The organism is Vannielia sp. SX4, assembly GCF_052828525.1.
The window spans coordinates 884,267-910,025 of record NZ_CM128247.1; the positions used below are offsets into that span (position 1 = coordinate 884,267).

25 protein-coding genes are annotated in these 25,759 nt (G+C 65.2%); 9 read left to right on the forward strand and 16 right to left on the reverse strand.

Annotated features, from left to right (window positions below):
• Positions 1-25: 25 nt before the first annotated feature.
• The 4 genes from ACUXVX_RS04440 to ACUXVX_RS04455 form a co-directional block, all read right to left on the reverse strand.
• A complete protein-coding gene (locus ACUXVX_RS04440) occupies positions 26-892 on the reverse strand; it encodes a DMT family transporter (protein WP_446310545.1) in 867 nt (288 codons plus the stop codon).
• A gap of 61 nt (positions 893-953) precedes the next feature.
• Positions 954-1,673 (reverse strand): SDR family oxidoreductase, encoded by a 720-nt coding sequence (locus ACUXVX_RS04445; RefSeq protein WP_446310546.1) that lies wholly within the window; start codon positions 1,671-1,673, stop codon positions 954-956.
• A complete protein-coding gene (locus ACUXVX_RS04450; protein ID WP_446310547.1) occupies positions 1,670-2,563 on the reverse strand; it encodes an NAD(P)-dependent oxidoreductase in 894 nt (297 codons plus the stop codon). The genes ACUXVX_RS04445 and ACUXVX_RS04450 overlap by 4 nt, the downstream gene beginning before the upstream one ends.
• Position 2,564: 1 nt before the next feature.
• A complete protein-coding gene (locus ACUXVX_RS04455; protein ID WP_446310548.1) occupies positions 2,565-3,629 on the reverse strand; it encodes a Gfo/Idh/MocA family protein in 1,065 nt (354 codons plus the stop codon).
• A gap of 92 nt (positions 3,630-3,721) precedes the next feature.
• Between ACUXVX_RS04455 and ACUXVX_RS04460 the strand changes: the two genes are divergently transcribed.
• Positions 3,722-4,180 (forward strand): hypothetical protein, encoded by a 459-nt coding sequence (locus ACUXVX_RS04460; protein ID WP_446310549.1) that lies wholly within the window; start codon positions 3,722-3,724, stop codon positions 4,178-4,180.
• A gap of 8 nt (positions 4,181-4,188) precedes the next feature.
• Here the strand turns inward: ACUXVX_RS04460 and ACUXVX_RS04465 are convergent, their stop codons facing one another.
• The 7 genes from ACUXVX_RS04465 to ACUXVX_RS04495 form a co-directional block, all read right to left on the reverse strand.
• Positions 4,189-5,145 carry a DUF4253 domain-containing protein gene (locus tag ACUXVX_RS04465; protein ID WP_446310550.1) on the reverse strand — a complete coding sequence of 319 codons (957 nt, stop codon included), beginning with the start codon at positions 5,143-5,145 and terminating at the stop codon, positions 4,189-4,191.
• Positions 5,145-6,638, reverse strand: coding sequence for a UxaA family hydrolase (locus ACUXVX_RS04470; protein WP_446310551.1), 1,494 nt, complete (start codon positions 6,636-6,638; stop codon positions 5,145-5,147). Before ACUXVX_RS04470 ends, ACUXVX_RS04465 begins: the two co-directional genes overlap by 1 nt.
• A 52-nt stretch (positions 6,639-6,690) precedes the next feature.
• Complete coding sequence (locus ACUXVX_RS04475) at positions 6,691-7,632, reverse strand: phytanoyl-CoA dioxygenase family protein (protein WP_446310552.1); 942 nt, start codon at positions 7,630-7,632, stop codon at positions 6,691-6,693.
• 13 nt (positions 7,633-7,645) lie between these two features.
• On the reverse strand, positions 7,646-8,734 hold the full coding sequence (locus ACUXVX_RS04480; RefSeq protein ID WP_446310553.1) for a mandelate racemase/muconate lactonizing enzyme family protein: 1,089 nt from the start codon (positions 8,732-8,734) through the stop codon (positions 7,646-7,648).
• Between the two features lie 75 nt (positions 8,735-8,809).
• Positions 8,810-10,402 carry a TRAP transporter large permease gene (locus ACUXVX_RS04485; RefSeq protein WP_222470688.1) on the reverse strand — a complete coding sequence of 531 codons (1,593 nt, stop codon included), beginning with the start codon at positions 10,400-10,402 and terminating at the stop codon, positions 8,810-8,812.
• Between the two features lie 3 nt (positions 10,403-10,405).
• The gene (locus ACUXVX_RS04490; RefSeq protein WP_213544356.1) at positions 10,406-11,218 is read right to left on the reverse strand and encodes a TRAP transporter small permease subunit; all 813 of its coding nucleotides are present in this window, start codon (positions 11,216-11,218) and stop codon (positions 10,406-10,408) included.
• 115 nt (positions 11,219-11,333) lie between these two features.
• Complete coding sequence (locus tag ACUXVX_RS04495) at positions 11,334-12,347, reverse strand: TRAP transporter substrate-binding protein (RefSeq protein WP_222470687.1); 1,014 nt, start codon at positions 12,345-12,347, stop codon at positions 11,334-11,336.
• Positions 12,348-12,590: 243 nt separating this feature from the next.
• Here ACUXVX_RS04495 and ACUXVX_RS04500 point away from each other — a divergent pair, with 243 nt between their 5' ends.
• From ACUXVX_RS04500 to ACUXVX_RS04510, 3 genes are read left to right on the forward strand one after another with little or no spacing between them, the layout of a single operon-like run.
• Positions 12,591-13,301 carry a GntR family transcriptional regulator gene (locus ACUXVX_RS04500; protein ID WP_222495764.1) on the forward strand — a complete coding sequence of 237 codons (711 nt, stop codon included), beginning with the start codon at positions 12,591-12,593 and terminating at the stop codon, positions 13,299-13,301.
• Between the two features lie 43 nt (positions 13,302-13,344).
• Entirely contained in the window at positions 13,345-14,190 is an 846-nt protein-coding gene (locus ACUXVX_RS04505) for a fumarylacetoacetate hydrolase family protein (protein WP_222470685.1), read from the forward strand.
• A gap of 12 nt (positions 14,191-14,202) precedes the next feature.
• Positions 14,203-15,159, forward strand: coding sequence for a LysR family transcriptional regulator (locus ACUXVX_RS04510; protein ID WP_446310554.1), 957 nt, complete (start codon positions 14,203-14,205; stop codon positions 15,157-15,159).
• Between the two features lie 34 nt (positions 15,160-15,193).
• Here the strand turns inward: ACUXVX_RS04510 and ACUXVX_RS04515 are convergent, their stop codons facing one another.
• From ACUXVX_RS04515 to ACUXVX_RS04530, 4 genes are read right to left on the reverse strand one after another with little or no spacing between them, the layout of a single operon-like run.
• The gene (locus ACUXVX_RS04515) at positions 15,194-15,952 is read right to left on the reverse strand and encodes an SDR family NAD(P)-dependent oxidoreductase (protein ID WP_446310555.1); all 759 of its coding nucleotides are present in this window, start codon (positions 15,950-15,952) and stop codon (positions 15,194-15,196) included.
• 6 nt (positions 15,953-15,958) lie between these two features.
• Positions 15,959-16,858 carry an NAD(P)-dependent oxidoreductase gene (locus ACUXVX_RS04520; RefSeq protein ID WP_446310556.1) on the reverse strand — a complete coding sequence of 300 codons (900 nt, stop codon included), beginning with the start codon at positions 16,856-16,858 and terminating at the stop codon, positions 15,959-15,961.
• Complete coding sequence (locus ACUXVX_RS04525; RefSeq protein WP_446310557.1) at positions 16,851-17,894, reverse strand: transketolase family protein; 1,044 nt, start codon at positions 17,892-17,894, stop codon at positions 16,851-16,853. The genes ACUXVX_RS04520 and ACUXVX_RS04525 overlap by 8 nt, the downstream gene beginning before the upstream one ends.
• A complete protein-coding gene (locus ACUXVX_RS04530) occupies positions 17,891-18,667 on the reverse strand; it encodes a transketolase (protein ID WP_446311504.1) in 777 nt (258 codons plus the stop codon). The genes ACUXVX_RS04525 and ACUXVX_RS04530 overlap by 4 nt, the downstream gene beginning before the upstream one ends.
• A 297-nt stretch (positions 18,668-18,964) precedes the next feature.
• On the opposite strand from ACUXVX_RS04530, the gene ACUXVX_RS04535 reads away from it, so the two are divergent.
• The gene (locus ACUXVX_RS04535) at positions 18,965-20,299 is read left to right on the forward strand and encodes an NAD(P)H-dependent oxidoreductase (protein WP_446310558.1); all 1,335 of its coding nucleotides are present in this window, start codon (positions 18,965-18,967) and stop codon (positions 20,297-20,299) included.
• Positions 20,300-20,309: 10 nt separating this feature from the next.
• Here the strand turns inward: ACUXVX_RS04535 and ACUXVX_RS04540 are convergent, their stop codons facing one another.
• A complete protein-coding gene (locus ACUXVX_RS04540; RefSeq protein ID WP_446310559.1) occupies positions 20,310-21,338 on the reverse strand; it encodes a LacI family DNA-binding transcriptional regulator in 1,029 nt (342 codons plus the stop codon).
• Between the two features lie 207 nt (positions 21,339-21,545).
• Here ACUXVX_RS04540 and ACUXVX_RS04545 point away from each other — a divergent pair, with 207 nt between their 5' ends.
• From ACUXVX_RS04545 to ACUXVX_RS04560, 4 genes are all read left to right on the forward strand, one after another.
• Positions 21,546-22,778 carry an ABC transporter substrate-binding protein gene (locus ACUXVX_RS04545; RefSeq protein WP_446310560.1) on the forward strand — a complete coding sequence of 411 codons (1,233 nt, stop codon included), beginning with the start codon at positions 21,546-21,548 and terminating at the stop codon, positions 22,776-22,778.
• An 83-nt stretch (positions 22,779-22,861) separates the two neighbouring features.
• Entirely contained in the window at positions 22,862-23,752 is an 891-nt protein-coding gene (locus ACUXVX_RS04550; RefSeq protein ID WP_222470678.1) for a carbohydrate ABC transporter permease, read from the forward strand.
• The gene (locus tag ACUXVX_RS04555; protein ID WP_446310561.1) at positions 23,745-24,674 is read left to right on the forward strand and encodes a carbohydrate ABC transporter permease; all 930 of its coding nucleotides are present in this window, start codon (positions 23,745-23,747) and stop codon (positions 24,672-24,674) included. The genes ACUXVX_RS04550 and ACUXVX_RS04555 overlap by 8 nt, the downstream gene beginning before the upstream one ends.
• 3 nt (positions 24,675-24,677) lie before the next feature.
• On the forward strand, positions 24,678-25,754 hold the full coding sequence (locus ACUXVX_RS04560) for an ABC transporter ATP-binding protein (RefSeq protein WP_446310562.1): 1,077 nt from the start codon (positions 24,678-24,680) through the stop codon (positions 25,752-25,754).
• Positions 25,755-25,759: the final 5 nt, after the last annotated feature.

Below are 25,759 nucleotides of genomic sequence, written 5' to 3' on the forward strand. Positions count from 1 at the left end.
TTGTGCGCTCCGGCCCTTTGCCGTTTCAGTACTTGGGGTGAGCCGCGTTCATCAGCTGCCGCCGCCGCACGGCCCGCTCGCGCTGCCAGATGTAGAGGCCCGAGCCGATGATTATGAGCCCGCCAGCCAGCGTCCAGACCGTTGGCCATGTGTCGAACACGAGGATGCCCGAGACCGCGGCGAGGAAGATCTGGCTGTAGACCATCGGCGCGAGGATCGAGGCATCGGCCCAGCGGTGGGCGGTGGTGGCCAGGATGTGGCCGAACATGCCGAAGAAGCCGATGGCGAAGAGGACCACCCATTGGGTTGTGGTTTCAGGCGCGGTCCATGCGACGAAGGCGAAGGGCGCCAGCACGAGGGAGGCCAGCCCGGCGGACCAGACCTGCTGGGTGGCGTTGGTCTCCACCCCCGCGAGCATCCGAGTCATCACGAAGTAGAGCGAGGCCATGATGAGCGCGGCGAGCGAGAAGAACATCGCCGGGTGCCACTCGGCTCCCCATGGCTGGATCACCACAAGCACGCCCAGGAAGCCGGTGGCCACGGCGAGGAAGCGGCGGAGGCCAACTGTCTCGCCCAGCAGCGGGATGGCGAGGAGCGTGACCACGATGGGGCCGGCGAACATGATCGTCGTGGTGACGGTGATCGGAAGGTATTTGAGCGCGAAGAAGTTGAGCACCGTGGAGCCAAAGAGGAAGCAGCTGCGCAGGAACTGCTTGAGCGGCGCACGCGAGCGGAAGCAGCCGAACCCCTCCTGCGGGATGTAGATCACGCAGGCATAGACGAAGTGGCCGAAGTAACGCGCGAAGACCACCATCAGCACCGGCAGGCCAGAGAGGGTGAGCCACTTGGCAGACGTATCGATGCAGATGAAGAAGCAGACGGCGAGCAGCATGGTGACTACCCCCGCTGCCGTGCGGTCTTCTCTTGGTAACGGATCGCTCAAGGAGTTTGCCTCAGTTCGACATGCCGCCGTCGATGGCGATGCACTGCCCTGTCATGTAGCGACTTTCATCGCTGGCGAGGTAGAGTGCAAGGTCTGCGATTTCCTGCGGTAGGCCGATGCGGCCCATCGGCTGGCGGGCGACGAAGGCCTTCATCGCGGCCTCGTAGTCGCCGGTGGCGCGGAGGCGCTCGTGCAGGGAGGGGCTATCGACCGTGCCGGGGCAGATGGCGTTGCAGCGGATGCCATCGGTGATGCAGTCGGCGGCGACCGACTTCGTGAGGCCCAGCACGGCGGCCTTGGAGGTGCCGTAGACGAAGCGGTTGGGCACGCCCATGATCGAGGAGGCCACGGAGGCGATATTCACGATCGCGCCGCCGCCCTTGCCGCGCAGGATCGGCAGCGCGGCCTGAATGGCGTGCATCTGGGAGCGGACGTTTAGGTTGATGGCAAAGTCGAGATCGGCGTCGGTGGCCTGCTCGATGGTGCCTGCGTGGACCACGCCCGCGCAGTTGACGAGAATGTCGGGCGTTGCGGCCTGGATGGCGGAGGTGAGGGCGGCGCGGTCGAGCACGTCGAGCGCGAAGGCCTCCCCGGGAAGGCCTGTGAGCAGGTCGGCGTTGAGGTCGGTTGCGACCACATCGGCCCCTTGCGCCGCGAAGGCTTCGGCAATCGCCCGGCCGATGCCCTGACCGGCGGCGGTGATGAAGGCTTTCTTGCCCTGTAGTCTCATTTGGGGTCCTTTCCGAGGTTCTTGCCCATCCAGTCGACGAGTTCGGGCACCATGATCTCGCCATCGCCGGTGGATTTGGCCTCTTGCAGCGTGGCATCTGCGGCGGTGGACATGCGGGAGTGCAGGCCGAGATCGGCGGCCATCTGGCGGTAGTAGCCCACGTCCTTGGCGCCGTTGGCGACGGAGAAGGCGAGGTCGATCTGGCCTTTCATCGCATAGTTCTTGATGAAGTCCATCATGCCGGAGTGGTTGGGACCGGCGGCCATGACATCGTAGAGGGCGCCGCGCTCGATGACCGCGGCGTCGGCCATGGCGAAGGCCTCGGACATGGCGGAGGCGGTTGTCATAGCGAAGAAGTTGTTGATCAGCTTGATGGTGTGGCCGTTGCCGGATTTGCCGAGGTGGAAGACGTTCTCGCCCAGCGTGTCGAGCACGGGTTTGACCTTGTTGTAGGCCGCCTCGTCGCCTGCGCACATGATGTTGAGCAGGCCCTTCTCGGCATGGGCGGGGGTGCGGCCGAGGGGGGCGTCGAGATAGGCCGCGCCCTTGGCGGCGAGGTCGGCGGCGATCTTTTGGGTGGAGGCGGGCAGGGAGGTGCCGAAGTCGATCACGACCTGCCCCTCTGTGGCGCCTGCAAGAACGCCATCCTCGCCATAGACGCGGCCCTCGACGTGCTCGGAGGTGCCCATGCAGAGCATCACGATGTCGGCGGCCTCGGTGAGTTCGCGGGCGGTGACGGCCTCGGTCGCGCCCCGTGCGATGGCTTCCTCGATGCCGGTGCGGTCGCGGTTGCCGAGGGCGATGACCGGGTGGCCCGCCTGCTGAAGGCAGCCGACCATGGCACGGCCCATGAGGCCTAGGCCGATGAAACCGATGGTTTCCTTGCTCATCTTAGACTCCTGTGTAGTCGCCCGGCACATCGGCCGGGGTAATCGGTTTGCCCGCCTTGCCGGAGAGGGCGGCGGCGAGGGTCATCTCCATCGCGGCGATCCCGTCAGCGCCGGTGCAGAGCACGCTGTCTTCGCCCCCCGCGACCACGGCGGCGAAACGCTCGATCTGGGCGAGGAGGGGGTCGATGCGCTCGAAGCGCTGACCCGGCACAGGGGCGAGCGGCTTGGACCATTCGATCTCGCCCGGACCGGAGCGGCCCCAGCGGGTGAGCGAGGGGAAGGCGAGGGCGCCTTCGGTGCCGGTGATGCGGATGTAATCCTCGCCCGACCCGGCAATCGCCGGGTTTTCGTAGCTGGCAGCCTCGAAAGACCACGGCGAGGCGCCGGCATCGGAGATGAGGAAGGAGCCGAGCGCGCCGTTTGCGAAGCGGAAAGCGACGGCGGCGGTATCTTCGATCACGAAGCCACGGCGGGCGGAGGAGAGCAGCGCGGTGGCCTCTGTCATGTCGCCGACGAAGAAGCGGAGCAGGTCGATCTCATGGGTGAGGTTGGTCAGCAGCGGGCCAGCACCGGGTGCGCGGCGCCAGTCGACATCATAGTAGGTGTTGTGCTTGCGCAGGGACCAGAGGCCCTGCACGCCGACCAGCTCGCCGATCTCGGCCAGCGCGTCGCGGGCGGCGATGGAGAAGGGGTGGCAGCGGCGGTGGTGGCCGGTGAAGAGCGGCAGGCCTTTGGCCCCGGCATCGGCCACAAGCGCGCGGGCCTCGTCGAGCGTGGCGGCGGTGGGCTTTTCGACCATCACGGCCCAGCCGCGCGAGAGGCAGGCGTGTGCGCTGGCGCCGTGGTCCTGCGTCGGGGTGGCGATGACGGCGGCGCGGGTTTCGGCGGGCACGTCATCGAGGGTGGCTACCGTGTTCAGACCCTGCGCAGCCAGTTCGGCGCGGCGGGGGGCGTGAGGTTCGACAACGGCGGTGATTTCGACGTGAGGCGAGGCGGTGGCAACCTCGACGTGGCGCATGCCGATGGAGCCTGCGCCGATGATGCAGAGAGGGAGCGGCGTGGTCATGCGGCGGTCTCCTGCCTGGGCATCCGAAGGTCTGCCCTGTTTGCACGGTGTTGATCCCTACACTCGCGGGGCGAGCCAGAGGAGGAGACACCATGTTGAAGCATCTCATTGTAACCACGGCCCTTGCCGCTTTGCCCGGCGGAGCGATTGCCCAGCAAACCTCGGGAGAGGTGGGGGGCTTTCCGCCGGAAGATATCGAGATTGTAGTGAAAACCGGGGAAGGCGGGGCGCCGGAGGTTTCGGCCACCGAGTTCACGCTGGCGCTGGGCGGCTACTACCGGTTCAACTTTACCTGCCCTGACGCCAAGGACGACGAGACCGGGTTTCACTTTGAATCCGAGGGGTTGATGACCAACGCCCATATCCGCGTCGTCAGTGTGGGCGACATGGAGATCTACATGCAGGGGCTCGGCTTTCGAGCGCTGGAATGCGACGAGCCGGGGACGGTGAAGTTCAGCTTCCACCCGATGCGGGCGGGCACCTACGACTTTATCGTGCGCGACCACAGCGAGCCGCCGCAGGTGGTGAATGGGGTGTTTGTTGTGGAGTAGTTGCGCCATCAATCCCACCAGACGAGCCAGGAGGAGGCAGAGGCGAGGGTTTCGGCGGCCTGCGCGGCGGGGATGCCGTTGATCTCACTGGCCCCGAGGGCCTGAAACCCCAGCGCGATGCGGGCGGCCTCGGCCAGCGGGGGCGGCGTGGGGGCGGTGAAGCCTAGGCTGTCGTTGCTGGCGGTGATGGGCCGCGTGCCGTGGGCGATGTGTAGGTGGCGGCAGAAGGCGAGCAGCGCGGTGCGGCTATCGCCCGCCATGTAGCTTGCGCCCGGCAGGTAGGCGGGGGCGGCCCAAGGGTGGGGCGCGGGCAGGCGGGCGAGGGTAGCCTTGCTGCTTGCGGTGCCGAGCATGGCGGAGAGCGGATCGAACGGGGCGGAGGCCTCGGGCGTGTCAATCTCGGAGGCGGTGCCTCCTGTCAGGGCCGCCACGGCCTCGCCGCCAAAGAGTTGGCTCATGAGATGAAGCGATCGAAAGGGATCATGCGGTTTGGCCTCGGGGCTCATCAGCCGCTCCACGAGGCCCTGCACGGTGGCGAGGTCGGTGCCCGGATCGTCACGGGCCTCTTTCAATGCACGGGCCACTCCGATCAGCTCTTTTTCCTCTTTGCTCATCGCCGCGTCCGGCGTGCCATCGACGGCGCGGCGGCGGCGGACCATATCGTGGACCATGGGCGACCATGTCGGATCATCCTCGGCGGGCAGCGCGCCCATGGCGAGGCTGATGAGCAACTCGGCCTCGCGCTCTTCTTCCGAGATAGTGCCGGTGGCGTCGAGCCAGGCGGCGATGTCGAAGTCCTCGGCTGCGGCGATGAGCGCGGCGGCATTGCTTGCCGCCTCCTCGGCCAGATCGTGCAACTCTGGCCGCTCGATCAGCAGCAGGGTGCCCTCCTTGGGAGGCGGTGCGCGCAGCACCTCCAATGCGCGGTTGCGAGGAACTTCGATGACCTCGAAGGGCAGCGGCATTACATCACCGCTCCGACCTGCCAGGGGACGAACTCGTAATCGCCAAGCCCCTGAAGCTCGGATTTGGTCTTTTCGCCCGAGGCCATGCGGAGCCACATCTCGTAGATCTCGCGGCCCACTTCCTCGACGGAGGCGCCCTCGGTGAGGATGCGGCCTGCGTTCACGTCCATGTCGTCGCCCTGCTTCTCGAAGAGCGGCGAGTTGGAGGAGACCTTCATGCAGGGGGAGGGCTTGGAGCCGAAGGCGGAGCCGCGCCCGGTGGTGAAGCAGACGAGGTTTGCGCCGCCGGCGATCATGCCGGTCACGGAGGCCGGGTCGTAGCCGGGGGTATCCATGAAGGTGAAGCCCTTGGCGGTCACCGGCTCGGCGTATTTGTAGACTCCCATCAGCGGGGTGGTGCCACCTTTGGCCGCCGCGCCGAGGGACTTTTCGAGGATCGTGGTCAGGCCGCCCTTCTTGTTGCCGGGGGAGGGGTTGTTGTCCATCGAGCCGCCTGCCTTGGCGGTGTACTCCTCCCACCAGTGGATGAGGTCGATCAGCTTTTCGCCGGTTGCGCGGTCCTTGGCGCGGGCGGTCAGCAGGTGCTCGGCGCCGTAGACCTCGGGGGTTTCGGCCAGCACGCCGGTGCCGCCCTGCGCCACCAGCAGATCACAGGCGTGGCCGACGGCGGGGTTGGCGGTGATGCCGGACCATGCGTCCGACCCGCCGCACTCGAGGCCGACCATCAGCTCGGAGGCAGGGCACTCTTCGCGCTGCGCCTTGTTGACCTCGGGCAGCATTGCCTCGACCTGAGCGATGCCCAGCTCGACGGTTTTGCGCAGACCGCCGACATCCTGAATGTTCATGGTCTGGAACAGCGGGCCGGGGGTGAGGCCGTAAGCCTCCAGCAGCCAGTCGATCTGCATGCCCTCACAGCCCAGCCCGGCCATCAGCACGCCGCCGACATTGGGGTTGCGAGCATAGCCCCAGAGCGTGCGCTGGAGCAGCTCGAAACCGGTGCCGTCGCCGCCCATGGCGCAGCCGGTGCCGTGGACGAAGGCCACCACTCCGTCGACATTGGGATAGGCGGCGAGCTTCTCGGGGGTGAAGTGCTGGGCGATCTGGCGGGCGGCGGTGGCGGAGCAGTTCACCGAGGTGAGCAGGGCGATGTAGTTGCGAGTGCCGACGCGGCCGGTCGAGCGGCGATAGCCCATGAAGGTATCGGGCGTTGCGACCGGCTCCACGGGGCGGAGGTTGGTGGAAAACTCATACTCGGTGTCGACGTTGCGAAACTCGAGGTTATGCGTGTGAACGTGTGCGCCCTGCGCGATGTCTTCTGCCGCATAACCGATGATCTGGGCGTATTTTAGCACCGCCTCGCCCTTGGCGATATCCTGAGCCGCCATCTTGTGCCCACGCGGGATGAGCTGGGCCGCCCCCTCCTGCCCGACTTCGAGCGGGGTGATGGCGGTGACAACGTTGTCGGCGGCGGAAAGGCGGACGGTTTGGCTCATGGATGGCTCGCGGTTGAGAGTGGTGTGGTGGGCAGATTGCCCAGCCTACGGGTCAGGCGCAGACGGGGGCGTTGCCGTCCCAGCGGTGGATCGGGATGTGCGGCTCGGTGGCGAGGCGGGTGCGGGTGTCTTCCCACATCTGCTTCCAGATACGCCAGTCCTTCAACTCGCTATCGGGATTGGCGCGCGAGCGGGCGACGAAATCGGGGAAGTGGGCGCGTCCGGTGGGCTGGCCGGTGACATTGTAGCGGATGTCGAAGGACCAGCGAAAATCATCGGCCACGTTGTCGAGCGAGGCATGGGGCGTCAGCGGGTGGAAGATCACCGCGCCGCCGGCCTTGACCGGCAGGGGCCGGGCCTTGCTTTCGTCCAGCAGGCCATCGGCGATGGAGGTCTGCTTTTGCGGGCAGTGCGGATACATCTGCGGCTTGCCGGGGATGACTTGCAGGCAGCCGTTTTCGAGCGTGGCATCGGAGATCGCCAGCCAGACGGTGACCATCTGGGTGTTGTCGCCCTCGGCGTGGGCCACGGCGCGATCCTGGTGCCAGTCGGTGGCCATGATGTGGGCGGTGGTCTCGGAGCCGCGCAGGGTTCGGGAGGGCGGCTTGAGGCGGACGTGCTGGATGGGGTTGGAGGTGATCTCGGGGCCGATCAGGCTTTCGACCATATCGAGCAGGCGGTCGCAGCGGAGCATGTCGAAGACCGCCGGGCCCTGGTGCATGGGCGTGTCTGCGGTGAACTCGCCGCCGGGCAGGGTGATGTCCATCGGTTGGAACCACTCGCAGCCCGCCTCGTAGCTGACCAGCAACTTTTGCCAGAAGTCCATGTTGCCGGGTGCGGGCACGCGGCCCTCGGCATGCCAGCGATCATACATGGCGTCGAGCAGGGCGGTGTATTCGGCTTTGACCGCCTCCAGCGTTTCTGTGGGCAGAACATTGTCGACCACGAGCACGCCCTCGGCGTTGAAGGTGTCGATCTGGCTTTGTGTGAGCATTGGCGTCTCCTCCTCAGGCGCGGCAGGTTTCCAACTTTTCCCAGTCGAAGACGACGCCGTGGCCCGGAGTTTCAGGCGCGGTGACGTGGCCTTCGACCACGGTGAGCGGAGTTTCGATGTAGTCGTTCAGGCCGAAGCTGTGCATCTCAAGGTAGCTTCGGTTGGGCGCGGCGGCGAGCAGATGCACGGTGACATCATGGGCGCCGTGGCTGGTGACGGGCAGGTGGTGGGCCTCGGCCAGTGCGGCGATCTTCATGAAGCCGGTCACGCCGCCGCAGCCGGTGACGTCGGGCTCGGGGTAGCTGATGCCCTTGCTGTCGAAGAGGGTCTTGAACTCCCAGAGAGTCCGGAGGTTCTCGCCGGTTGCCAAGGGAACGCCGCCTTCGGAGAGGATGCGGGCGTGGCCTGCGGGATCATCCGGCGGGATCGGCTCTTCGAACCATGTGAGGTCGAACTCGCGGAAGGCACGGGCGGCGCGGATGGCGCCATCGACCGTGAACTTCATATTGGCGTCGGTCATCAGCGGCATGTCGGGGCCGAAGGCATCGCGCATCGCCGACATGCGGGCCACATCCTCGCGGAGGGCGTCACGGCCGCATTTGATCTTGATGTGGCGGTGGCCGTTTTCGAAATTGCGGTGGGTCTGGTCGACCAGCTCTTGCGGGGAGAGGTGAAGGTCGACGCCGCCCATGTAGCAGGGCACGCGCGGATCGTAACCGCCGAGCAGGCGCCAGAGCGGCAGGCCGGCACGCTTGGCCTTGAGATCCCAGAGCGCCATGTCGAGCGCGGAGAGGGCCATGACGGTGGGGCCGCCGCGGCCGCCGTAGTGGCAGGCCCACCAGAGGTCTTTCCAGATTGCTTCGATGAGGTCGGCATCGCGGCCGGCCACGCGGGGGGCCATCTCGCGGGTGAGGGTATCGGAAATCGCGCCGCCGTTCACGCCGCAGGTGTAGGTGTAGCCCATCCCCTCGGCGCCGTCAGAGTCGGTGACGCGGGCGGTGATGACCTCGAAATTTTCCATCGCGCCGTGCATCGAATCTTCGAGCACCTGCGGGAGGGGGATGATGTAATGGTCGGCCTGAAGACGGCTGATGGTGGCCATGGAATTTCAAGCTCCTTGCGGCCTGGAAGAATGCGTGCCGGGGCGGGCGGGCCGCCCCGGCGAAATGTCAGTGTCTCAGAGGAAGACCGAGACGATCGGCGGCCAGATCAGCAGCACCGCAAGGGCGCAGAGCTGGAGGCAGATGAAGGGCAGGAAACCCCGGAAGATCGCCGTGAGGGTGATGTGCGGCGGGGCCACGGACTTGAGGTAGAAGGCCGCGGGACCGAAGGGTGGCGACAAGAAACTGACCTGCATGTTCATACAGAACACCACGCCGAACCAGATCGCCACGTGGCGCGGCTCCAGCCCGCCGATGAAGCCCAGTTCCTCGACCGGCAGCTTGAGCACGATCGGCAGGAACACCGGCATGATCAGCAGCACGATGCCGACCCAGTCCATGAACATCCCCATGATGAGGAAGATCAGCATCATCACGAGGATGATGCCCATGGTGGGCAGGTCGGCGGCGACGATCAGGTTGGCCACATAGGTCGGGCCGCCTGCGAGGGTGTAGGCCGCAGCGAGGGCCGCCGCACCGATGGTCACCCAGATGATCGTGCCGGTGGACTTTAGCGTGCGCATCAGGCTGTCCCAGACGATGTCGAAGGTCATCTCGCGGCGCAGGACGGAGATGGTGAACACTGCCACCACGCCCATACCGGCAGCCTCGGTGATGCCGGTGATGCCCATGTAGATGGAGCCGAGCACCACGCCGATGACGATCACGGGCGCGACGAGGCCCTTGCCCATCTGCCAGCCTTCTGCGGTGCGCTCTTTGCCCACAAGGAACACAGCGGCGAGGCAGAGCGCGAAGGCGCCTGCGATCCAGGGCATGTGATAGACCATGCCGAGCGCGATCGGGTCGACGCCTTCCTGCACGTAGCCTTCACCGGTTGCCCAGAAGAACACTGCCCGCAGGAACAGCACACCGGTGATCCAGAGCCCGAAGTAGGCGAGGAAGCCGAGGAAGCGCATGCCCTTTTCCTTGCCTTCCACAGCGCCCGGCTCCTCGGGTGGCAGCGGGGCCAGCGAGGGGTTCAGGTTGGTGCGGATCAGGATGTAGACGATGAAGAAGGACGCCAGCATGAAGCCCGGCAGGAACGAGGCGGTGAAGAGGGCCTTGATCGAGGTTTCCGTCACCAGCCCGTAGAAAATGAGCACGATGGACGGCGGGATCATGGTGCCGAGCGAGCCGGAGGCACAGATGGTGCCGATGGCGAGGTTCTGGTTGTACCCAAGGCGGAGCATCTGCGGCAGGGCGATGAGGCCCAGCAGAACCACCTCGCCGCCGATGATGCCCGACATGGCGGCCATGATGACGGCCATGATCGAGGTCACGATGGCGATGCCGCCGCGCATCCGGCTGAGCCAGACGTTCAGCGAGTTGTACATGTCCTTTGCGATGCCCGTTCGTTCGAGCAGCGCCGCCATGAATATGAACAAGGGTATCGAGATCAGGACGTAGTTCGTCATTTGCCGGTAAACGGCCTGACCGAGCACCGAGAACGGGCCCTTGCCGAAGTCGCGGAAGAGGATATCCACGTCGAACTTGAGGATCAGGGTCACCACCGCGAGGAAGGCGGAGGCGAAACCGAGGGGCATGCCGATGGCAAGCAGGATGAACATGCCTGCAAGAACCAGCAGGCTGAGGGTGCCGATATCGACCATTGATCAGTCCTCCAGCGTCTTGCGGATGTTTTCGATCTCTTGCTCGTCCATCTCGTCGGTGTGGTGCTCGGGGGCCTTGTTCCAATCTGCGATGAGGTTGGAGACGGCCTGCACGGCGACGAGGCAGATGATGAAGAGAATGGCGGCCTTCATGGTGCCCGGAATGGGCGGATCCCACGCGGTGCCGAAGGTTTCCATCCGCAGGAGGCGGGTCTTGGCGTCGGCGTAGCCGCCCCAGACGAGGGCGAAGGTAAAGCCGACGATCAGGCCGACAGAAATGCAGTCGGCGGTCTTTTGAGCCCAGCGGGGCATCACGTCATAGATCACGTAGATGCGGATGTGGCTGCGCTGCTGCATGGCGTACTGCCCGGCGAACAGGAAGACTACGCCCGCGATCCAGAGCGATAGCTCGTTGGCCCAGAGCGTGGGGCGCGAGAAGACGTAGCGCGAGACCACCTCGTAGAACATGACGATCACGATCAGCCCGATCATGATCATCGCCATCCGCGACGTGATCAGCGACAGAATGTCGAAGAAGCCTTCCGGCTTGTCCTCGATCGCGCCGATGAAGTCGGACAGGTAGATCGAGGTGAACACGATGGAGAGCAAGGCCGAGCCCAGCATCAGGTAGACGATCGGCTTGCCCTGCGGGCGGATCATCTCGTGCATGCCGTAGGCGTCGTCGGAGATCAGCAGGTTGAGCACCAGCCAGGCCCAGACGAGCACGGCGATGCCGGTGAACACGATGGCGGCTGTACGGACAGGCTTTCGCAGCCCTCCGAGCCACACACTTTCCTTTTCGAGAATTTCCGACATGGCGCACCTCCCCAAGCGGTCATGCTGTGTGTTGTGTGATTATTTCTTCTGCCCGAAGACGGATGAGCCCCGGCGTGCGGGGCTCATCGATGTTATGAAGGCTGATGCCTCATGCTTACTCGATCAGGCCGAGCTGCTTGAGGTAGGTCTTGTGGCTGGCGAGGATCGCGCCGGCCTCGGGCGAACGGGTGCCCCAGTCGTCCCAAGCGGTCTGAGCGGCCTTACGGAAGGCGGCACGATCTTCGGGCGACCAGTCGTAGAGGGTCACGCCAGCGGCGGTCAGCTCAGCGGCGGCTTCAGCGTTGGCCTTCTCGTTCGACAGGGCGATCTGGAAGGAAAGCTTCTGCCAGGCAGTGTCGATGATGCGACGCTGCTGCTCGGTCATGCCGTCCCACACGTCCTTGTTACAGGCGAGGTGGTCGGACGGCATCGAGTGGAAGCCCGGGTAGGTGGCGTGCTTCACGATGTCGTAAAGACCGAGGCCCACGTTGTTGGCGAGGCCAGAGGCGTCAGCACCGTCGATGATGCCGGTTTCGAGCGCGGTGAAGATCTCGGTGAAGTCCATCACGATGGGCGAGGCGCCCAGCTCTTCGAAGATCTCGGTTTCCATGCCCGGGGGCGAACGGAACTTCCAGCCCTTCAGGTCTTCGAAGCCACGGATCGGCTTGGAAGAAGACAGCGACTCCTGGCCGTAGATCGACCAGCCGACGAGCTGCATGCCCTGAGCGTTGTAGAGCTCCTGAGCGGCAGCGTAGCCGTCACCGTAGTAGAGCCAGGAGTACTGCTGCCAGGGGGTATCGTAGCCGCCCATGATGTCGCCGACGAACTGGAACGCGGGGTTTTTGCCGGTCTGGTAGGCGCCGCCGGTGGCGTCGCAGTCGACGATGCCGTTGATGGCGGCGTCGAAGGTCTCGGTGGTCGCCACGACGGACGAGGAGTAGAACATCTCGACGGTGATGTCGCCGCCGGACATGGTCTGGACGTCGTCGATCCAGGTGGCCAGAGCCTGACCGGTCGGATGCTCGGTTGCGTAGTGGGTCTGGATCCGAAGGGTGATCGGATCAGCCATGGCTGCACCGGCCACAAGGGCAGCGGCTGCGGCCGTCGAAAGAACGGTCGAAAGTTTCATAGAGTTACCTCCCTGCGCGGCCCTTACCCTCCCCGGGCGGCACCGCTTTTCATACTGCGCGTCCTCCAACGCGCGGCGAAAGATGGCATACCATCCGGGCGGAAACTATCGGAAGCCATGTCGACAATCAACGGGTTTTGGTATACCAAAATCGCCGGAGAGGCACTTTTTTGCGGTTGATTTCGGGGTCATTGCCCGTATTTCGCGAGTGCCTGGGAGGGAATCGCCAACACGAGGCGCAATATGGCGGACAAACTGCTGCCGGAGCAGATCGCGAAGCGTCTGCGAAGGGAAATTCTGCGGGGCACGCTGCGGCCCGGTGCTTCTATCAAGGAACGCGACAATGCCGCCGAGCTGGGCGTGAGCCGCACGCCCATGCGTGAGGCGATTCGAATCCTGTCGCTGGAGGGGTTGGTGGAGCTGCGCCCCTCGCGCAGCCCGATCGTGGCCGACCCGACATGGAAGGAAGTGGTCGACAACCTTGAAGTGCTGAAGGCGCTGGAGTTGCTCTCGGGTGAGCTCGCCGTGGCCCATGCCTCGGAGGCAGATATCGACGCTGCCGCCGCCGTTCAGGCCCGTATGGAAGAGCTGGCCCCCACTACGGATGAGATCGATCTCTTCGAGGTGGATATGGAGTTTCACTCCGCGCTCGTGCGGGCCAGCGGTAACCCGGCGCTTGCCGAGACCCACAGCACCTACCTCGCCAAGCTCTGGCGCGCGCGCTTTCTCGGCAGCCGGATCGGGCGCAGCCAGCAGCGGGTGTTCGACGAGCACAACGGAATCATTCAGGGTTTGCGGGATCGGGACCGGCGCAAGGTGAAATCAACCATCTCGGCCCACCTCGATGCTCTGCGCCGCCAGATCCGGCGGCACTTTGACACCAACACCCGGGTCGGCGAGTTACAGCCCAACCCGACAACGGAACCCGCGGACGACGTCACCCCTGCAAAGTGATCCTTCCGCATCAAGCTATCTCTATCAAGGAAAGTGAGACCTGATGAAACTCTTGCGTTTTGGCCCTGCGGGCTCGGAAAAGCCCGGCATTCTGGATGCGGAAGGCCGAGTGCGCGATCTGTCCGGCAAGGTCGGCGAACTGGCGGGTGAGGGCGTATCGCTCGAGGCCCTCGAGGCGATCCGCGCCATCGACGTGAACAGCCTGCCGGTGGTCGAAGAGCCGGGCCGGATTGGCAGTTGCGTGGCCTCCGTGCCGAACTTCTTTTGCATCGGGCTGAACTACACCAAGCACGCCGAAGAGACCGGCGCCGAGCCGCCGAAGGAGCCGATCATCTTCTCGAAAGCGACCAGCGCACTGTCGGGGCCGTTTGATGAGGTGATCATTCCGCGCGACAGCGTGAAGGGCGACTGGGAGGTCGAGCTGGGCGTGGTGATCGGCAAGACCGCGCTTTATGTCAGCGAGGAAGAGGCGCTGGATTACGTGGCCGGTTACTGCACGATCAACGATGTCTCCGAGCGCGAGTTCCAGATCGAGAAGGGCGGCCAGTGGATCAAGGGCAAATCGGCCCCCACCTTTGGCCCGACCGGCCCCTACCTTGTGACCGCCGATGAGGTGGCCGACCCGCAGAAGCTGCGCGTCACGCTCGACCTCAATGGCGAGACCGTGCAGGATTCGAACACGGATGACATGATCTTCACGGTGGCCGAGATCATCAGCTACATGAGCCGGTTCATGCAGCTTCAGCCCGGCGACATCATCGCCACCGGAACGCCCTCGGGCGTGGGCATGGGCATGAAGCCGCAGCGGTTCCTTAAGCCTGGCGACGTGATGGAAATCGAGGTGGAAGGCCTCGGGCGCCAGCGGCAGGAGGCCGTGGCGGCGAAGTAAGGGAGCAAGAGGATGGCACGGACCGAGAACCTCAATGCCATCCTCTACTTCGAGACGGTGGCGCGGCGGGGCACGCTCTCCCGCGCTGCCGAAGAGCTTTCGGTCTCGCCCTCGGCCGTCAGTCAGCAGATCAAGCTGTTGGAGCAGCAGCTGGGGGTGAAGCTTTTCCGCCGCGACGGGCGGCAGCTGTCGCTCACTCTGGAGGGGGAGCAGCTTTATCAGTCGGCCGGGACGGCGCTGCGCATGCTGAAGGATGCGCGGCGCAACCTTGGCCGCTCGCGCGAGACCCGGCGGCTGAACCTGCGGGTGGCGCCGAGTTTCGGGGTGCTCTGGCTCGGGCCGCGGTTGAGCCGGTTCGTGGAGAAGCACCCGGAGTGGGAGCTGCGGGTGGATGCGGCGCCGGACCCCACAGACTTTGACCGAGAGGTGATGGACCTCGATGTGCGCTATGGGACCGGCGACTGGGGCGGTATGCACGTGGAGCCGGTGGTAGACGATCACATCCTGCCGCTGGCGACGCCGGAGTATCTGGAAGCCTTGGGAGAAGACCCTTTCGGGAAAGCGCGGTTTATCGATTCCGCGCGCAACCTCTGCCAGTGGGATAGCTGGCTCTTGCGCAACGGAATCGAGACCCGCGCCAACCGCAAGACGTTGCTGATGGATCGCTCGTCGATGGCCCTGCAACTGGCACTCGACGGCGTCGGTATGGTGCTGGAATCGCTGGTTGTGGCCGAGCGGGAGGTAACGGAGGGGCGGCTGGTGCCGGTGGCGCCGAAGATGCCAGTGCTGCGGTTTCCGGCGCATTGGGCGATCTGCCCGAGCCGTTATCTCAACCGTAAAGCGGTGCAGATTTTTCTGGGCTGGATTGCCGAAGAAGCGGAGCGGCACGGGCGCGACGTCGAGGCGATCGTGGCGCGGCACGGGTTGACCGTGGAGAGCTTTGAGAGCGTGACGGAGCTGGCGGGGTAGGTGGGTGCGCCATGCGTGGCGCACCCGTTGCCGGTTAGTGGATCAGGGAGCCGCCGTTCACGTCGACTTCGGAGCCGGTGACATAGGCGGCGAGGTCGGAGGCGAGGAAGAGGGCGCAACCCGCTACATCGGAGGCTTCGCCGGCGCGGCCCATCGGGATGCCGTCGAGCACCGCCGCTTTCATCTCGTTGGTCAGCTTGCCTGCGGTGATGTCGGTCGCGATGAAGCCGGGGCAGATGGCGTTGGAGCGCACGTTATCGGGGGCGGCCTCGCGGGCCATGGCCTTGGTGAGGCCGAGCACGCCGGCCTTGGCCGCGGAGTAGTGCGGGCCGCCGAAGATGCCGCCGCCGCGCTGGGCGGAGACGGAGCTCATGTTGACGATGGAGCCGGACTTGCGGGAGCGCATGTGGGGCAGGGCGGCCTGACTCATGTAGAGCGTGCCGCGCAGGTTGACATCCAGCACGGCGTCGTAGTTCTCGGGTGCGATGTCCATGAACTTCAGCGGCTGGGTGATGCCGGCGTTATTCACCAGAATGTCGACCTGACCGAAGGCCTCCAGCACGGCGGCGAAGGCGGTGTCGCAGGCGTCTTTGTCGGTGACGTTGCAGGCGAGCCCGATGTGGCCCTCGCCGGGCAGGTCCGCCGCCGCACTGGCGGCGGCGTCGGCGTCGAGGTCGAGCACCGCCACGCGGCAGCCGTGCTCGGCGAAGAGCTTGGCGGTGGCCTTGCCGAGGCCGCGCGGGCTGGCGGCGCCGGTGATGATGGCGGTCTTTCCGGTGAGAAGATCGGGCATGTTACTTCAGCTTTCGTGGACGGGTTTGCCGGTGAGCGCCTCGTAGGCGCGGATGACGAGGGCATCGTCCGCCTTGCCGTGGCCGAGGGCGCGGGCGGCGGAGAAGAGTTGCAGCGAGAGGGCGGCGAGGGGCACGGGTGCACCGGCTTCCTTGGCGGTTTCCTCAACCAGCCCGAGGTCCTTGATGAAGATCTCGACGGTAGAAGTGACCTCGGGGTCGGCCTCGAGCATCCGGGGGCCGCGGTTGCCGAGCATCCAACTCGCCCCGGCGGAGGCCATGACGATCTCGTGGAGCTTTGCCGGGTCGCAGCCCGCCTTGGCGCCGAAAGAGAGCAGCTCGGCGGCGGCGGCGATGTGGACGCCTGCGGCGAGCTGGTGGACGACCTTGTAGGTGGCTCCCATGCCGGGTTCGTCACCGAGGCGGTGGAGGGTTTTGGACGTGGCGACGAGCACCTTTTCGGCGCGGGCGAAGGCCTGCGCGGAGCCGGACGCCATGATGGTAAGGGCCCCGGCCTCGGCGCCGACCTGGCCGCCAGAGACCGGCGCGTCGAGCAGGTGGTGGCCCATCGCGGCGAGCTCGTCGCCGATGGCACGGGCGGCGGAGGGGGCGACGGTGGACGACAGCATGACGGTGGCGCCGGGCGAGAGGGCGGCGGCGGCGCCGTCGTCGAAGAGCGCGGCGCGGGCCTGGGCGGCGTTGACGACCATGAGGATCAGGAGGGATGCGCCGGAGGCGGCTTCGGCGGCGGAGGCGGCGGGGGTGCCGCCCATTGCGGCGAGGGCGTCGAGCGCGGGTTGGGCCATGTCATACCCGGTGAGCGGGATGCCCGCCGCGAGGATGTTCTTCGCCATGCCCCGGCCCATGACGCCGAGGCCGATGATCGCTGTTCCGGTGTTTTCAGTCATTCAGCCAGCCCTTTACCCGTGTGGTGATGCTGGCAACGGATAGCCCGTATTGCTCGTGAAGCGAAGGGAGGGCGCCCGCATCGAGGAACTCGTCGGGGAGCGCGACCTGCCGGAAGGGGACGTGAACTTGGTTGCGGGCGAGGGCGCCCGCGACGGCTTCGCCCAGCCCGCCGGTGATGGAGTGGTTCTCGGCCGTCACCACCAGCCTTCCGCCCTTGGCCGCCTCGGCGCAGATCGTGGCTTCGTCGAGCGGCTTGATGGTGGGGGAGTGGAGGACGGCGCAGCTGACGCCATCCTTCTCCAGCGCGGTGGCCGCATCGAGGCAGCGCATGGTCATGAAGCCGGAGGAGATGAAGAGCACGTCGGACCCGCCGCGGATCTCCTTGGCCTTGCCCAACTCGAACTGGTAACCGTATTCGCCCAGCACGTTGGGCACCTTGCCGCGCAGCAGGCGCATGTAGACCGGGCCGGGGTAGTCGGCGATGGCGCGGGTGGCTTGGTCAGTTTCCACCGCATCGCAGGGGTCGAGCACGGTCATATTGGGCATGCCGCGCATGATGGCGAGGTCTTCGGTGGCTTGGTGCGAGGGGCCGTAGCCGGTGGTGAGGCCGGGCAGGGCGCAGACGATCTTGACCGGCAGGTTCTCCTCGGCGATGGCCATGACGATGAAGTCATAGGCGCGGCGCGAGGCGAAGACGGCGTAGGTGGTGGCGAAGGGGGTGAAACCCTCGCGGGCCATGCCGGCGGCGGCGGACATGAGCAGCGCCTCGGCCATGCCCATCTGGTAGAACCGGTCGGGGTAGGCTTGGGCGAAGACGTGCAGGTCGGTGTACTTGCCGAGGTCGGCGGTGAGGCCGACGATGTCTTCGCGGGTCTTGGCGAGATCCACCAGCGCGTGGCCAAAGGGGGCGGCGATGGTGTCGCGGCCCTCGGCATCGAGCGAGGCGATCATGGCGGAGGTGCGGGCGCCGCGCTCGGCGGGCTTGGGCCGGGCGATGTGGGCTGGCGTGCGGCGGGAGTTGGGACCGATGGTCATTCCGGCATCTCCGTATCGAGGTGAGCGAGCGCCTTGGCCCATTCTTCAGGCTCCACGCGGACGAAGTGGGTGATCTCGCGATCTTCGAGGAAGGGCACACCGTTGCACATCTTGGTGTTGCAGATGATCGCGCGTGGCTTCGGGTCGGCCAGATTGCGGGCGCGGTCGAAGGCGGCCACAACCGCATCGATATCGTTGCCGTCGACCTCCTCGGCGTGCCAGCCGAAGGCCCGCCACTTGGCGGCCTCGGTGCCGGGGCCGGTGGCAAGCGCGTCCATCGTGGGGCCGTCGGCCTGTTGGTTGTTGAAGTCGACGATGGCGATCAGGTTATCGAGCTTCCAGGCGGCGGCGCCCATCACGGCCTCCCAAGTGGAGCCCTCACCCAGCTCGCCGTCGGACAGCATGTTGTAGACGAAGGCGTCGTTCTTCTTGCGCTTGAGGCCCAGTGCCATGCCGACGGCGATGCCGAGCCCGTGGCCGAGCGAGCCGCCGGTGATTTCCATCCCCGGCGTGTAGGCGGCCATGCCCGACATCGGCAGGCGCGAGTCGTCCATGCCGTAGGTTTCGATTTCGTCCTCGGGCAGGATCCCGGCCTCGATCATCGCGGCATAGAGCGCGATGGCGTAGTGGCCGATGGAGAGGAGGAAGCGATCCCGACCTTCCCAGTCGGGATCGCCGGGGCGATAGCGCATGGCGTGGAAGTAGGACACCGCCAGAACGTCGGCTGATCCCAGCGCCTGCCCGATATATCCCTGCCCCTGCACCTCGCCCATCCGCAGCGCATGGCGACGGATCGACCAGGCGCGGCGGGCGAGACTCACGTTTGAACCTGCCGGATGTTCCACGCTCACGTTCCTCCCTTACGCTCGTGTTTCGCCAGTGGTTCTGGCAGGGCGGAGCGGGTGAAACAACGACATATTCTTAAAGTGTGGTGAAGTGGGGCTTAAGGGTGCGATAGCAGAATTTGATGGTGCAGAAGACGCGTGCGCCGCTACCGTCTGGCCAGATATTGGAGGACGGCAATGAACCTTGCGAGCATGTTGGCGGCACGAAACGCCGCAGGAAGACCAGTGCGTGTAGGCCTGGTCGGGGCGGGCAAATTTGGCTCGATGATCCTGGCGCAGGCGCGTCATATCGAGGGGCTGCATGTGGTCGGGGTCGCGGACCTCGACGTGAAGAAGGCGCGCGAGTCCTTTGCGCGGGTCCACTGGCCGCGGGAGCAGTATGCGGCGTCTTCGGTGCAGAACGCGCTCAGTAGCGGGCAGACTTGGATTACCGAGGATGCAGGCGCGCTGATGGCCTGCGAGGAGATCGAATGCATCATCGAGGCCACTGGCCATCCGCTGGCGGGCACGCGGCACGCCTTGGCGGCCATCGGCGCGGGCAAGCACGTGGTCATGGTGAACGTCGAGGCCGACGTGATGGTGGGCGCGCTGCTGGCAGAAAAGGCGCGGCAGGCCGGAGTCGTGTACTCAATGGCCTATGGCGATCAGCCTGCGGCCATGTGCGAGCTGGTCGACTGGGTGAAAAGTTGCGGCTTTGAGCTGGTCGCGGCGGGCAAGGGGATGAACTTTTGCCCTTCCTACCGCTATTCGACGCCGGACACGGTGTGGGATTACTTCGATTTCACCCCGGAGCAGGTGAAGTCGGGCGACTTCAATCCGAAGATGTACAACTCCTTCACCGATGGCACCAAGGCGGCGATCGAGATGGCGGCTGTCGCCAATGCCACGGGCATGGACTGCCCGAAAGACGGCCTCGCCTTTCCGCCCGCCGGGCTGCAAGACCTTGCCGAGGTGTTCAAGCCGGTGAGCGAAGGCGGGCAGCTGGAGAAGACCGGCATCGTCGATATCGCCGCCTCGCGCGAGCCGGATGGCCGGACGGTGCTGAACAACATCCAGTACGGCATGTTCGTGACCTTTAAGGCGCCGAACGAATACACCCGCCAGTGTTTCAACCAGTACGGGCTGATGACAGACAAGAGCGGCTGGTATGGGTCCATGTGGCGGCCGTTCCACCTGATCGGGCTGGAAACGGCGATGTCGGTGCTTTCGGCCTGCCTGCGGCAGGAGCCGACCGGCAGCTCGCGCCTGTTCCGCGCCGATGCGGTCGCGGCTGCGAAGGGCAGCTTTGACAGCGGGGAGTATCTGGACGGTGAAGGGGGCTTCAAGGTTTGGGCCAAGGCCATTCCGGCGACGGAATCGGTGGCGTTGAATGCTCTGCCCATCGGTTTGGCACACCATGTGCGGCTGAAGCGCTCTGTCAGCCAGGATCAGGTGGTGAGCCTCGATGATGTGGACATCGTGGATGACCTCGACATTCACGCGCTCCGCCGGGAGCAGCGGCGGCTGCTGTCGCCGGGGGCAGAGGTGCCGCAGCCTGCGCCTGCGATGGCCGAGGCCTGACAGCCCAGCCTCAGCCCGGGGCGGCGGTACTCTGGCGGGTCACCAACTCGACTCCGACCATCTCGACCCGGTCGGGGGCGGCCGGTGCGAGTGGATCGCCCGCCGCGGCGATCTGCTCCAGCAGCAGTTGGGCGGCCCGGCAACCGAGCGCGTGCCGGTCCTGCCGGATGGTGGTGAGCGAGGGCGTGTAGACCTTGCTCAGCTCGATATCGTCGAACCCAATGACCGAGATATCCTCGGGTACGCGCACGCCCGCCTCCATCAGCGTGGACATCAGCGCAAAGGCCACCTGATCGGAAGCGCAGAACACGGCTGAGGGCCGGTCTTTCATGTGGATGATGCGGTGCGCGGCATCGCGGCCTGAGGCGAGCGAGAAGTCGCCGCGGATGATCCAGTCATCCCGGCTGGGCAGACCGAGGCGGGCGCGTTCGGCCAGCATGCCTGCCCGCCGAGCCTTGGTGAGCACGTTGCCCGCGGGGCCGGTGACATGGGCGATGTCGCGGTGGCCGAGATCATGCAGGTGCTGCACGGCGAGGCGCGCGCCCTCTTCGTTGTCCGACCGAACTGAGGGCAGGGTGGAGCCATCGACCCACTCACAGGCGAAGACGATGCGTTCGGCCACGCCTGCACTGTCAAAGGCGGCGAGATCGGACTGTGCGAGGCCGCCATCGAGCGAGATCATCCCGTCGATCCGGCCATCGAGAAAATAGCCGGTCAACTCGCGCCCGCCGCTTGCGGTATCGGCGATGAGCACGGAGGTATCGGTGCCCGCGAAGCTCTCGGAGATGGCGGCGAGGATGGTGCTGAAAAACGGGTTGCCGAGGTTGGGGACGAGCACCAGAACGGCCCCGGCGCGCTGCATGCGGAGGTTCCGCGCGGCGTGGTTGACCCGGTATCCGGTGATTCGAACCGCATCTTCTACCGCTTTGCGGGTGCTCTCGGTCAGCAGGTCGGGGTTGGAAAGCGCCCGGCTGACGGTGGCGGTCGAGACCCCGGCCTCCCGCGCAACATCCCGGATTCTGACAGTTTTTTGAGCCATTGAAGTAAATCCCTCGCCGCTTGCCTGATAGCGATAACCCGGTGCTTGACAAGGGCAGCGGTGCCGGAAACTATCCATGTAATCGTTTACATGCAAGGGCGCTGCGTTTCAGTCCTGCACATGTAAACGATTACAGGCGCCGTGGAGGACGGCGCGTAAAAAAATGACAGGGCCTGCCCCGCGCAGCGCCTGCAGGGAGGAATAGAGATGACGTTTCGCACCATTCTGATGGCGGGCACGGCGCTGTGCGCAGGGTCCGCTGTTTCGGCGGCCGACCTCGAGGTGACACATTGGTGGACATCGGGCGGCGAAGCCGCAGCCGTGCAGCAGTTTGCCACCGAATTCGAGGGCCAGACCGAACACAAGTGGATCGACGGCGCGATTGCCGGGGGCGGGGGCACCGCCCGCCCGGTGATGGTAAGCCGGATCATCGGTGGCGACCCGATGGGGGCGTTCCAGTTCAACCACGGGCGGCAGGCGGAGGAGCTGATCGAGGCCGGGTTGCTGCGTGACATGACCCATGTGGCCGAGGCCGAGGGCTGGACAGATATCGTGAACCCGCCGAGCCTGCTGGATGCCTGCACGGTGGACGGCAAGATCTATTGCGCGCCAGTGAACATTCACTCGTGGCAGTGGCTGTGGCTCTCCAATGGGGCATTCGAGACGGCGGGCGTGGACGTGCCGTCCAACTGGGACGAGTTCGTGGCTGCGGCCCCTGCGCTGAAAGAGGCCGGTATCCAGCCGATGGCGCTGGGTGGGCAGCCCTGGCAAAGCTCGGGCGCATTCAACGTGCTGATGGCCACGCTGGCCGGGCCGGACGTGCTGCAAAAGGTTTACGGCGATGGTGACGCCGAACTGGCGGGCGGCGAAGAGATGGCCCGGGTGTTCAAGGCGGCCGAAGACATGCGTGGCATGGTCGAAGGCTCCAACGTGCAGGACTGGAACCAGGCCACCAACCTCGTGATCACCGATGCCGCAGGCGGCCAGATAATGGGCGACTGGGCGCAGGGCGAGTTTGCCGTGGCCGGTGAGGTCGCCGGTGAGGATTACACCTGCTTGCCGGGCCTTGGTGTGATCGAGGTGCTTTCAACTGGGGGTGATGCCTTCTACTTCCCCGAGACCGGCGATGCCGAGATCGAGGCTGCGCAGGATGCGCTGGCCGCGACCCTTTTGAAGCCGCAGACGCAGGTGGCCTTCAACCTCAAGAAGGGCTCGCTTCCGATCCGCGGTGACGTGGACCTCGCCAGCGCCAACGACTGCATGAAAAAGGGCCTCCAGCTGCTCGCCGACGGCAAGACCATGCCCGACGTGAACATGCTCAACACCGAAGACACCAACAATCAGTTGAACGACCTCTTCGTTCAGTTCTTCCAGGATCCGTCAATCTCTGCCGACGACGCGCAGGCGCGCTTCGTGAGCATCGTCGAGAACAAGGACTGACACGCGTCCACCCAGGGGCTGGGCTGCGCTGACAGGCGTGGCCCGGTTCCATGGCTGACCTACCAGCGCGAGAGGGGAGCGCCATGGCTGCGGCCCGCCCGTTAGGGCTTTTTCGGAACATCAACGCCAAGATCGCTGCCATTCCGATGGTGCTGACGGCCCTCGTGGTCTTCACCGGGGGCACGATCTGGACGGTTGTCTATTCCTTCACCAATTCAAAGCTGTTGCCGCGCGAGAAGTTCGTGGGGTTCCAGCAGTACGAGCGGCTCTGGGGCACGGAGCGCTGGAACGTGGCGATCGAGAACCTGCTCATCTATGGCGCCTGCATGGTGGTGTTCAGTCTCGTGATCGGCTTCGTGCTGGCGGCGTTGCTAGACCAGAAGATCCGATTCGAGAACACCTTCCGGACGATCCTGCTCTACCCCTTCGCGCTGAGCTTCATCGTGACTGGCCTCGTCTGGCAGTGGCTGCTGAACCCCGACTTTGGCATTCAGTCGGTGATCCGGGCGATGGGGTGGGAGAGCTTCGATTTCGACCCGCTGTATAACGCGGATATCGTCATCTACGGCGTGCTCATTGCCGGGCTTTGGCAGGGCACGGGACTTGTGATGTGCCTGATGCTCGCGGGGCTGCGCGGGATCGATCAGGAGATCTGGAAGGCCGCACGGGTCGACGGCATCCCGATGTGGAAGACCTATATCTTTATCGTCATTCCGATGATGCGGCCGGTATTCATTACGACACTCGTCATCATAGCCAGCGGTATCGTGCGGCTCTACGACCTGATCGTGGCGCAAACCGGGGGCGGGCCGGGGATCGCCTCGGATGTGCCGGCGAAATATGTCTATGACTACATGTTCCAGGGGCAGAACCTTGGGCAGGGCTTTGCCGCCTCGACGATGATGCTGCTTGCGGTGCTGGTGGTCATCATCCCGTGGGCCTATCTCGAATTCGGGGGGAAGAAGCGTGTCTGACCCCGGTATCCTCAACGTCGCTGGCGTCGGCGCGGACGCGCTCGACGGGCCGCGCGGACCCAAGCCGCGCCGCCGGTTTTCGCGGCGCAACATCTTCATCTACGGCACGCTGATCGTGGTGGCGCTCTACTACCTGCTGCCGCTCTGGGTGATGGTTGTGACCTCGCTGAAGGGGATGCCCGAGATCCGGCTGGGCAACATCTTTGCGCCGCCGGTTGAGATCACATTTCAGCCGTGGGTGAAGGCTTGGGCGGAGGCTTGCACCGGTCTGAATTGCGACGGGCTGAGCCGCGGGTTCTGGAACTCGGTGCGGATCACCGTGCCTTCGGTGATCCTGTCGATCCTCATTGCATCGGTGAACGGTTACGCACTCGCCAACTGGCGGTTCAAGGGCGCGGACGTATTCTTCACCATCCTGATCTTCGGCGCCTTCATCCCCTACCAAGTGATGCTCTACCCGATCGTCATCATCCTGCGCGAGATCGGGCTCTACGGCTCGCTCACCGGGCTGGTGCTGGTGCACTCCGTTTTCGGCATGCCAATCCTCACACTGCTCTTCCGCAACTACTTCACTTCGCTCCCCGAGGAGCTGTTCAAGGCGGCGCGGGTCGATGGGGCCGGGTTTTGGCAGATTTACTTCCAGATCATGCTGCCGATGAGCCTGCCGATTTTCGTGGTGGCGATGATCCTGCAAGTCACCGGCATCTGGAACGACTTCCTGTTCGGCGTGGTCTACACCAAGCCCGACCTCTACCCGATGACCGTGCAGCTCAACAACATCGTTAATTCGGTGCAGGGCGTGAAGGAATACAACGTCAACATGGCGGCGACGTTGCTCACCGGCCTCGTGCCCCTCGTCATCTACTTCATCTCCGGAAAACTCTTCGTGCGCGGCATCGCGGCGGGCGCGGTCAAAGGCTGAGGCATGGAACATTCAATCGAAATCAAACACCTCGACCTTTCGTTCGGCGCCGTGAAGGTGCTTCAGGATTTGAACCTCGACGTAAAGCAGGGCGAGTTCCTGGTGCTGCTGGGCTCTTCGGGTTGCGGCAAGTCCACCTTGCTCAACTGTATCGCCGGGCTGCTTGACGTGACCGACGGGCAGATCTGGATCGGCGGGAAGAACGTGACTTGGGAGGAGCCGAGCAAGCGGGGCATCGGCATGGTGTTTCAGAGCTACGCACTTTACCCGCAGATGACCGTGCGCGGGAACCTGAGCTTTGGGTTGAAGAACGCAGGGGTCAGCAAGGCCGAGATCGCGAGCCGGGTCGACCGCGCGGCGCAGGTGCTGCAGATCGAGCCGCTGCTGGACCGGAAGCCTTCGGCCCTTTCGGGCGGGCAGCGGCAGCGGGTGGCGATTGGCCGGGCGCTGGTGCGCGACGTGGATGTGTTCCTCTTCGACGAGCCGCTCTCGAACCTTGATGCTAAGCTGCGCGCCGATCTGCGGGTGGAGGTCAAGCAGCTGCACGCGACGTTGGGCAACACGATGATCTACGTCACCCACGACCAGATCGAGGCGATGACGCTGGCGGACCGGATCGCGATCATGAAGGGCGGAGCGGTGATGCAGCTCGACGCGCCCAACGCCATCTACAACCGTCCGGCCAACAAGTATGTGGCGGAGTTCATCGGTTCGCCGACGATGAATTTCTTTGAGGGCGAGGTGCAGGGTGGCAATTTCCTTTCAGGCGAGCTGGCGATCCCGCTGGAGGGCTACGCGTGGCAGGGCGGGGCCGTGGATGGCGCGGCATGGCTTGGCATCCGACCGGAGCACATCGCCAGCGGCGAGGTGGCTGCGCATAAGCCCTTCCAGGTGGAGGCGACCGTGGAGCTTGTGGAGCCGCTCGGCTCCGACACCCTGCTGCGCTGCGATGTGGCGGGGCGGCATGTGTGGGTGCGGATCGACGGGCAGACCGAGATCGCCCCCGGCGCGCCCCTTTCGCTCGGCTTTTCGCCCGAGCGCGCGCACCTCTTTGAAAAGACGAACGAAACCCGGCTCTAGGCCGC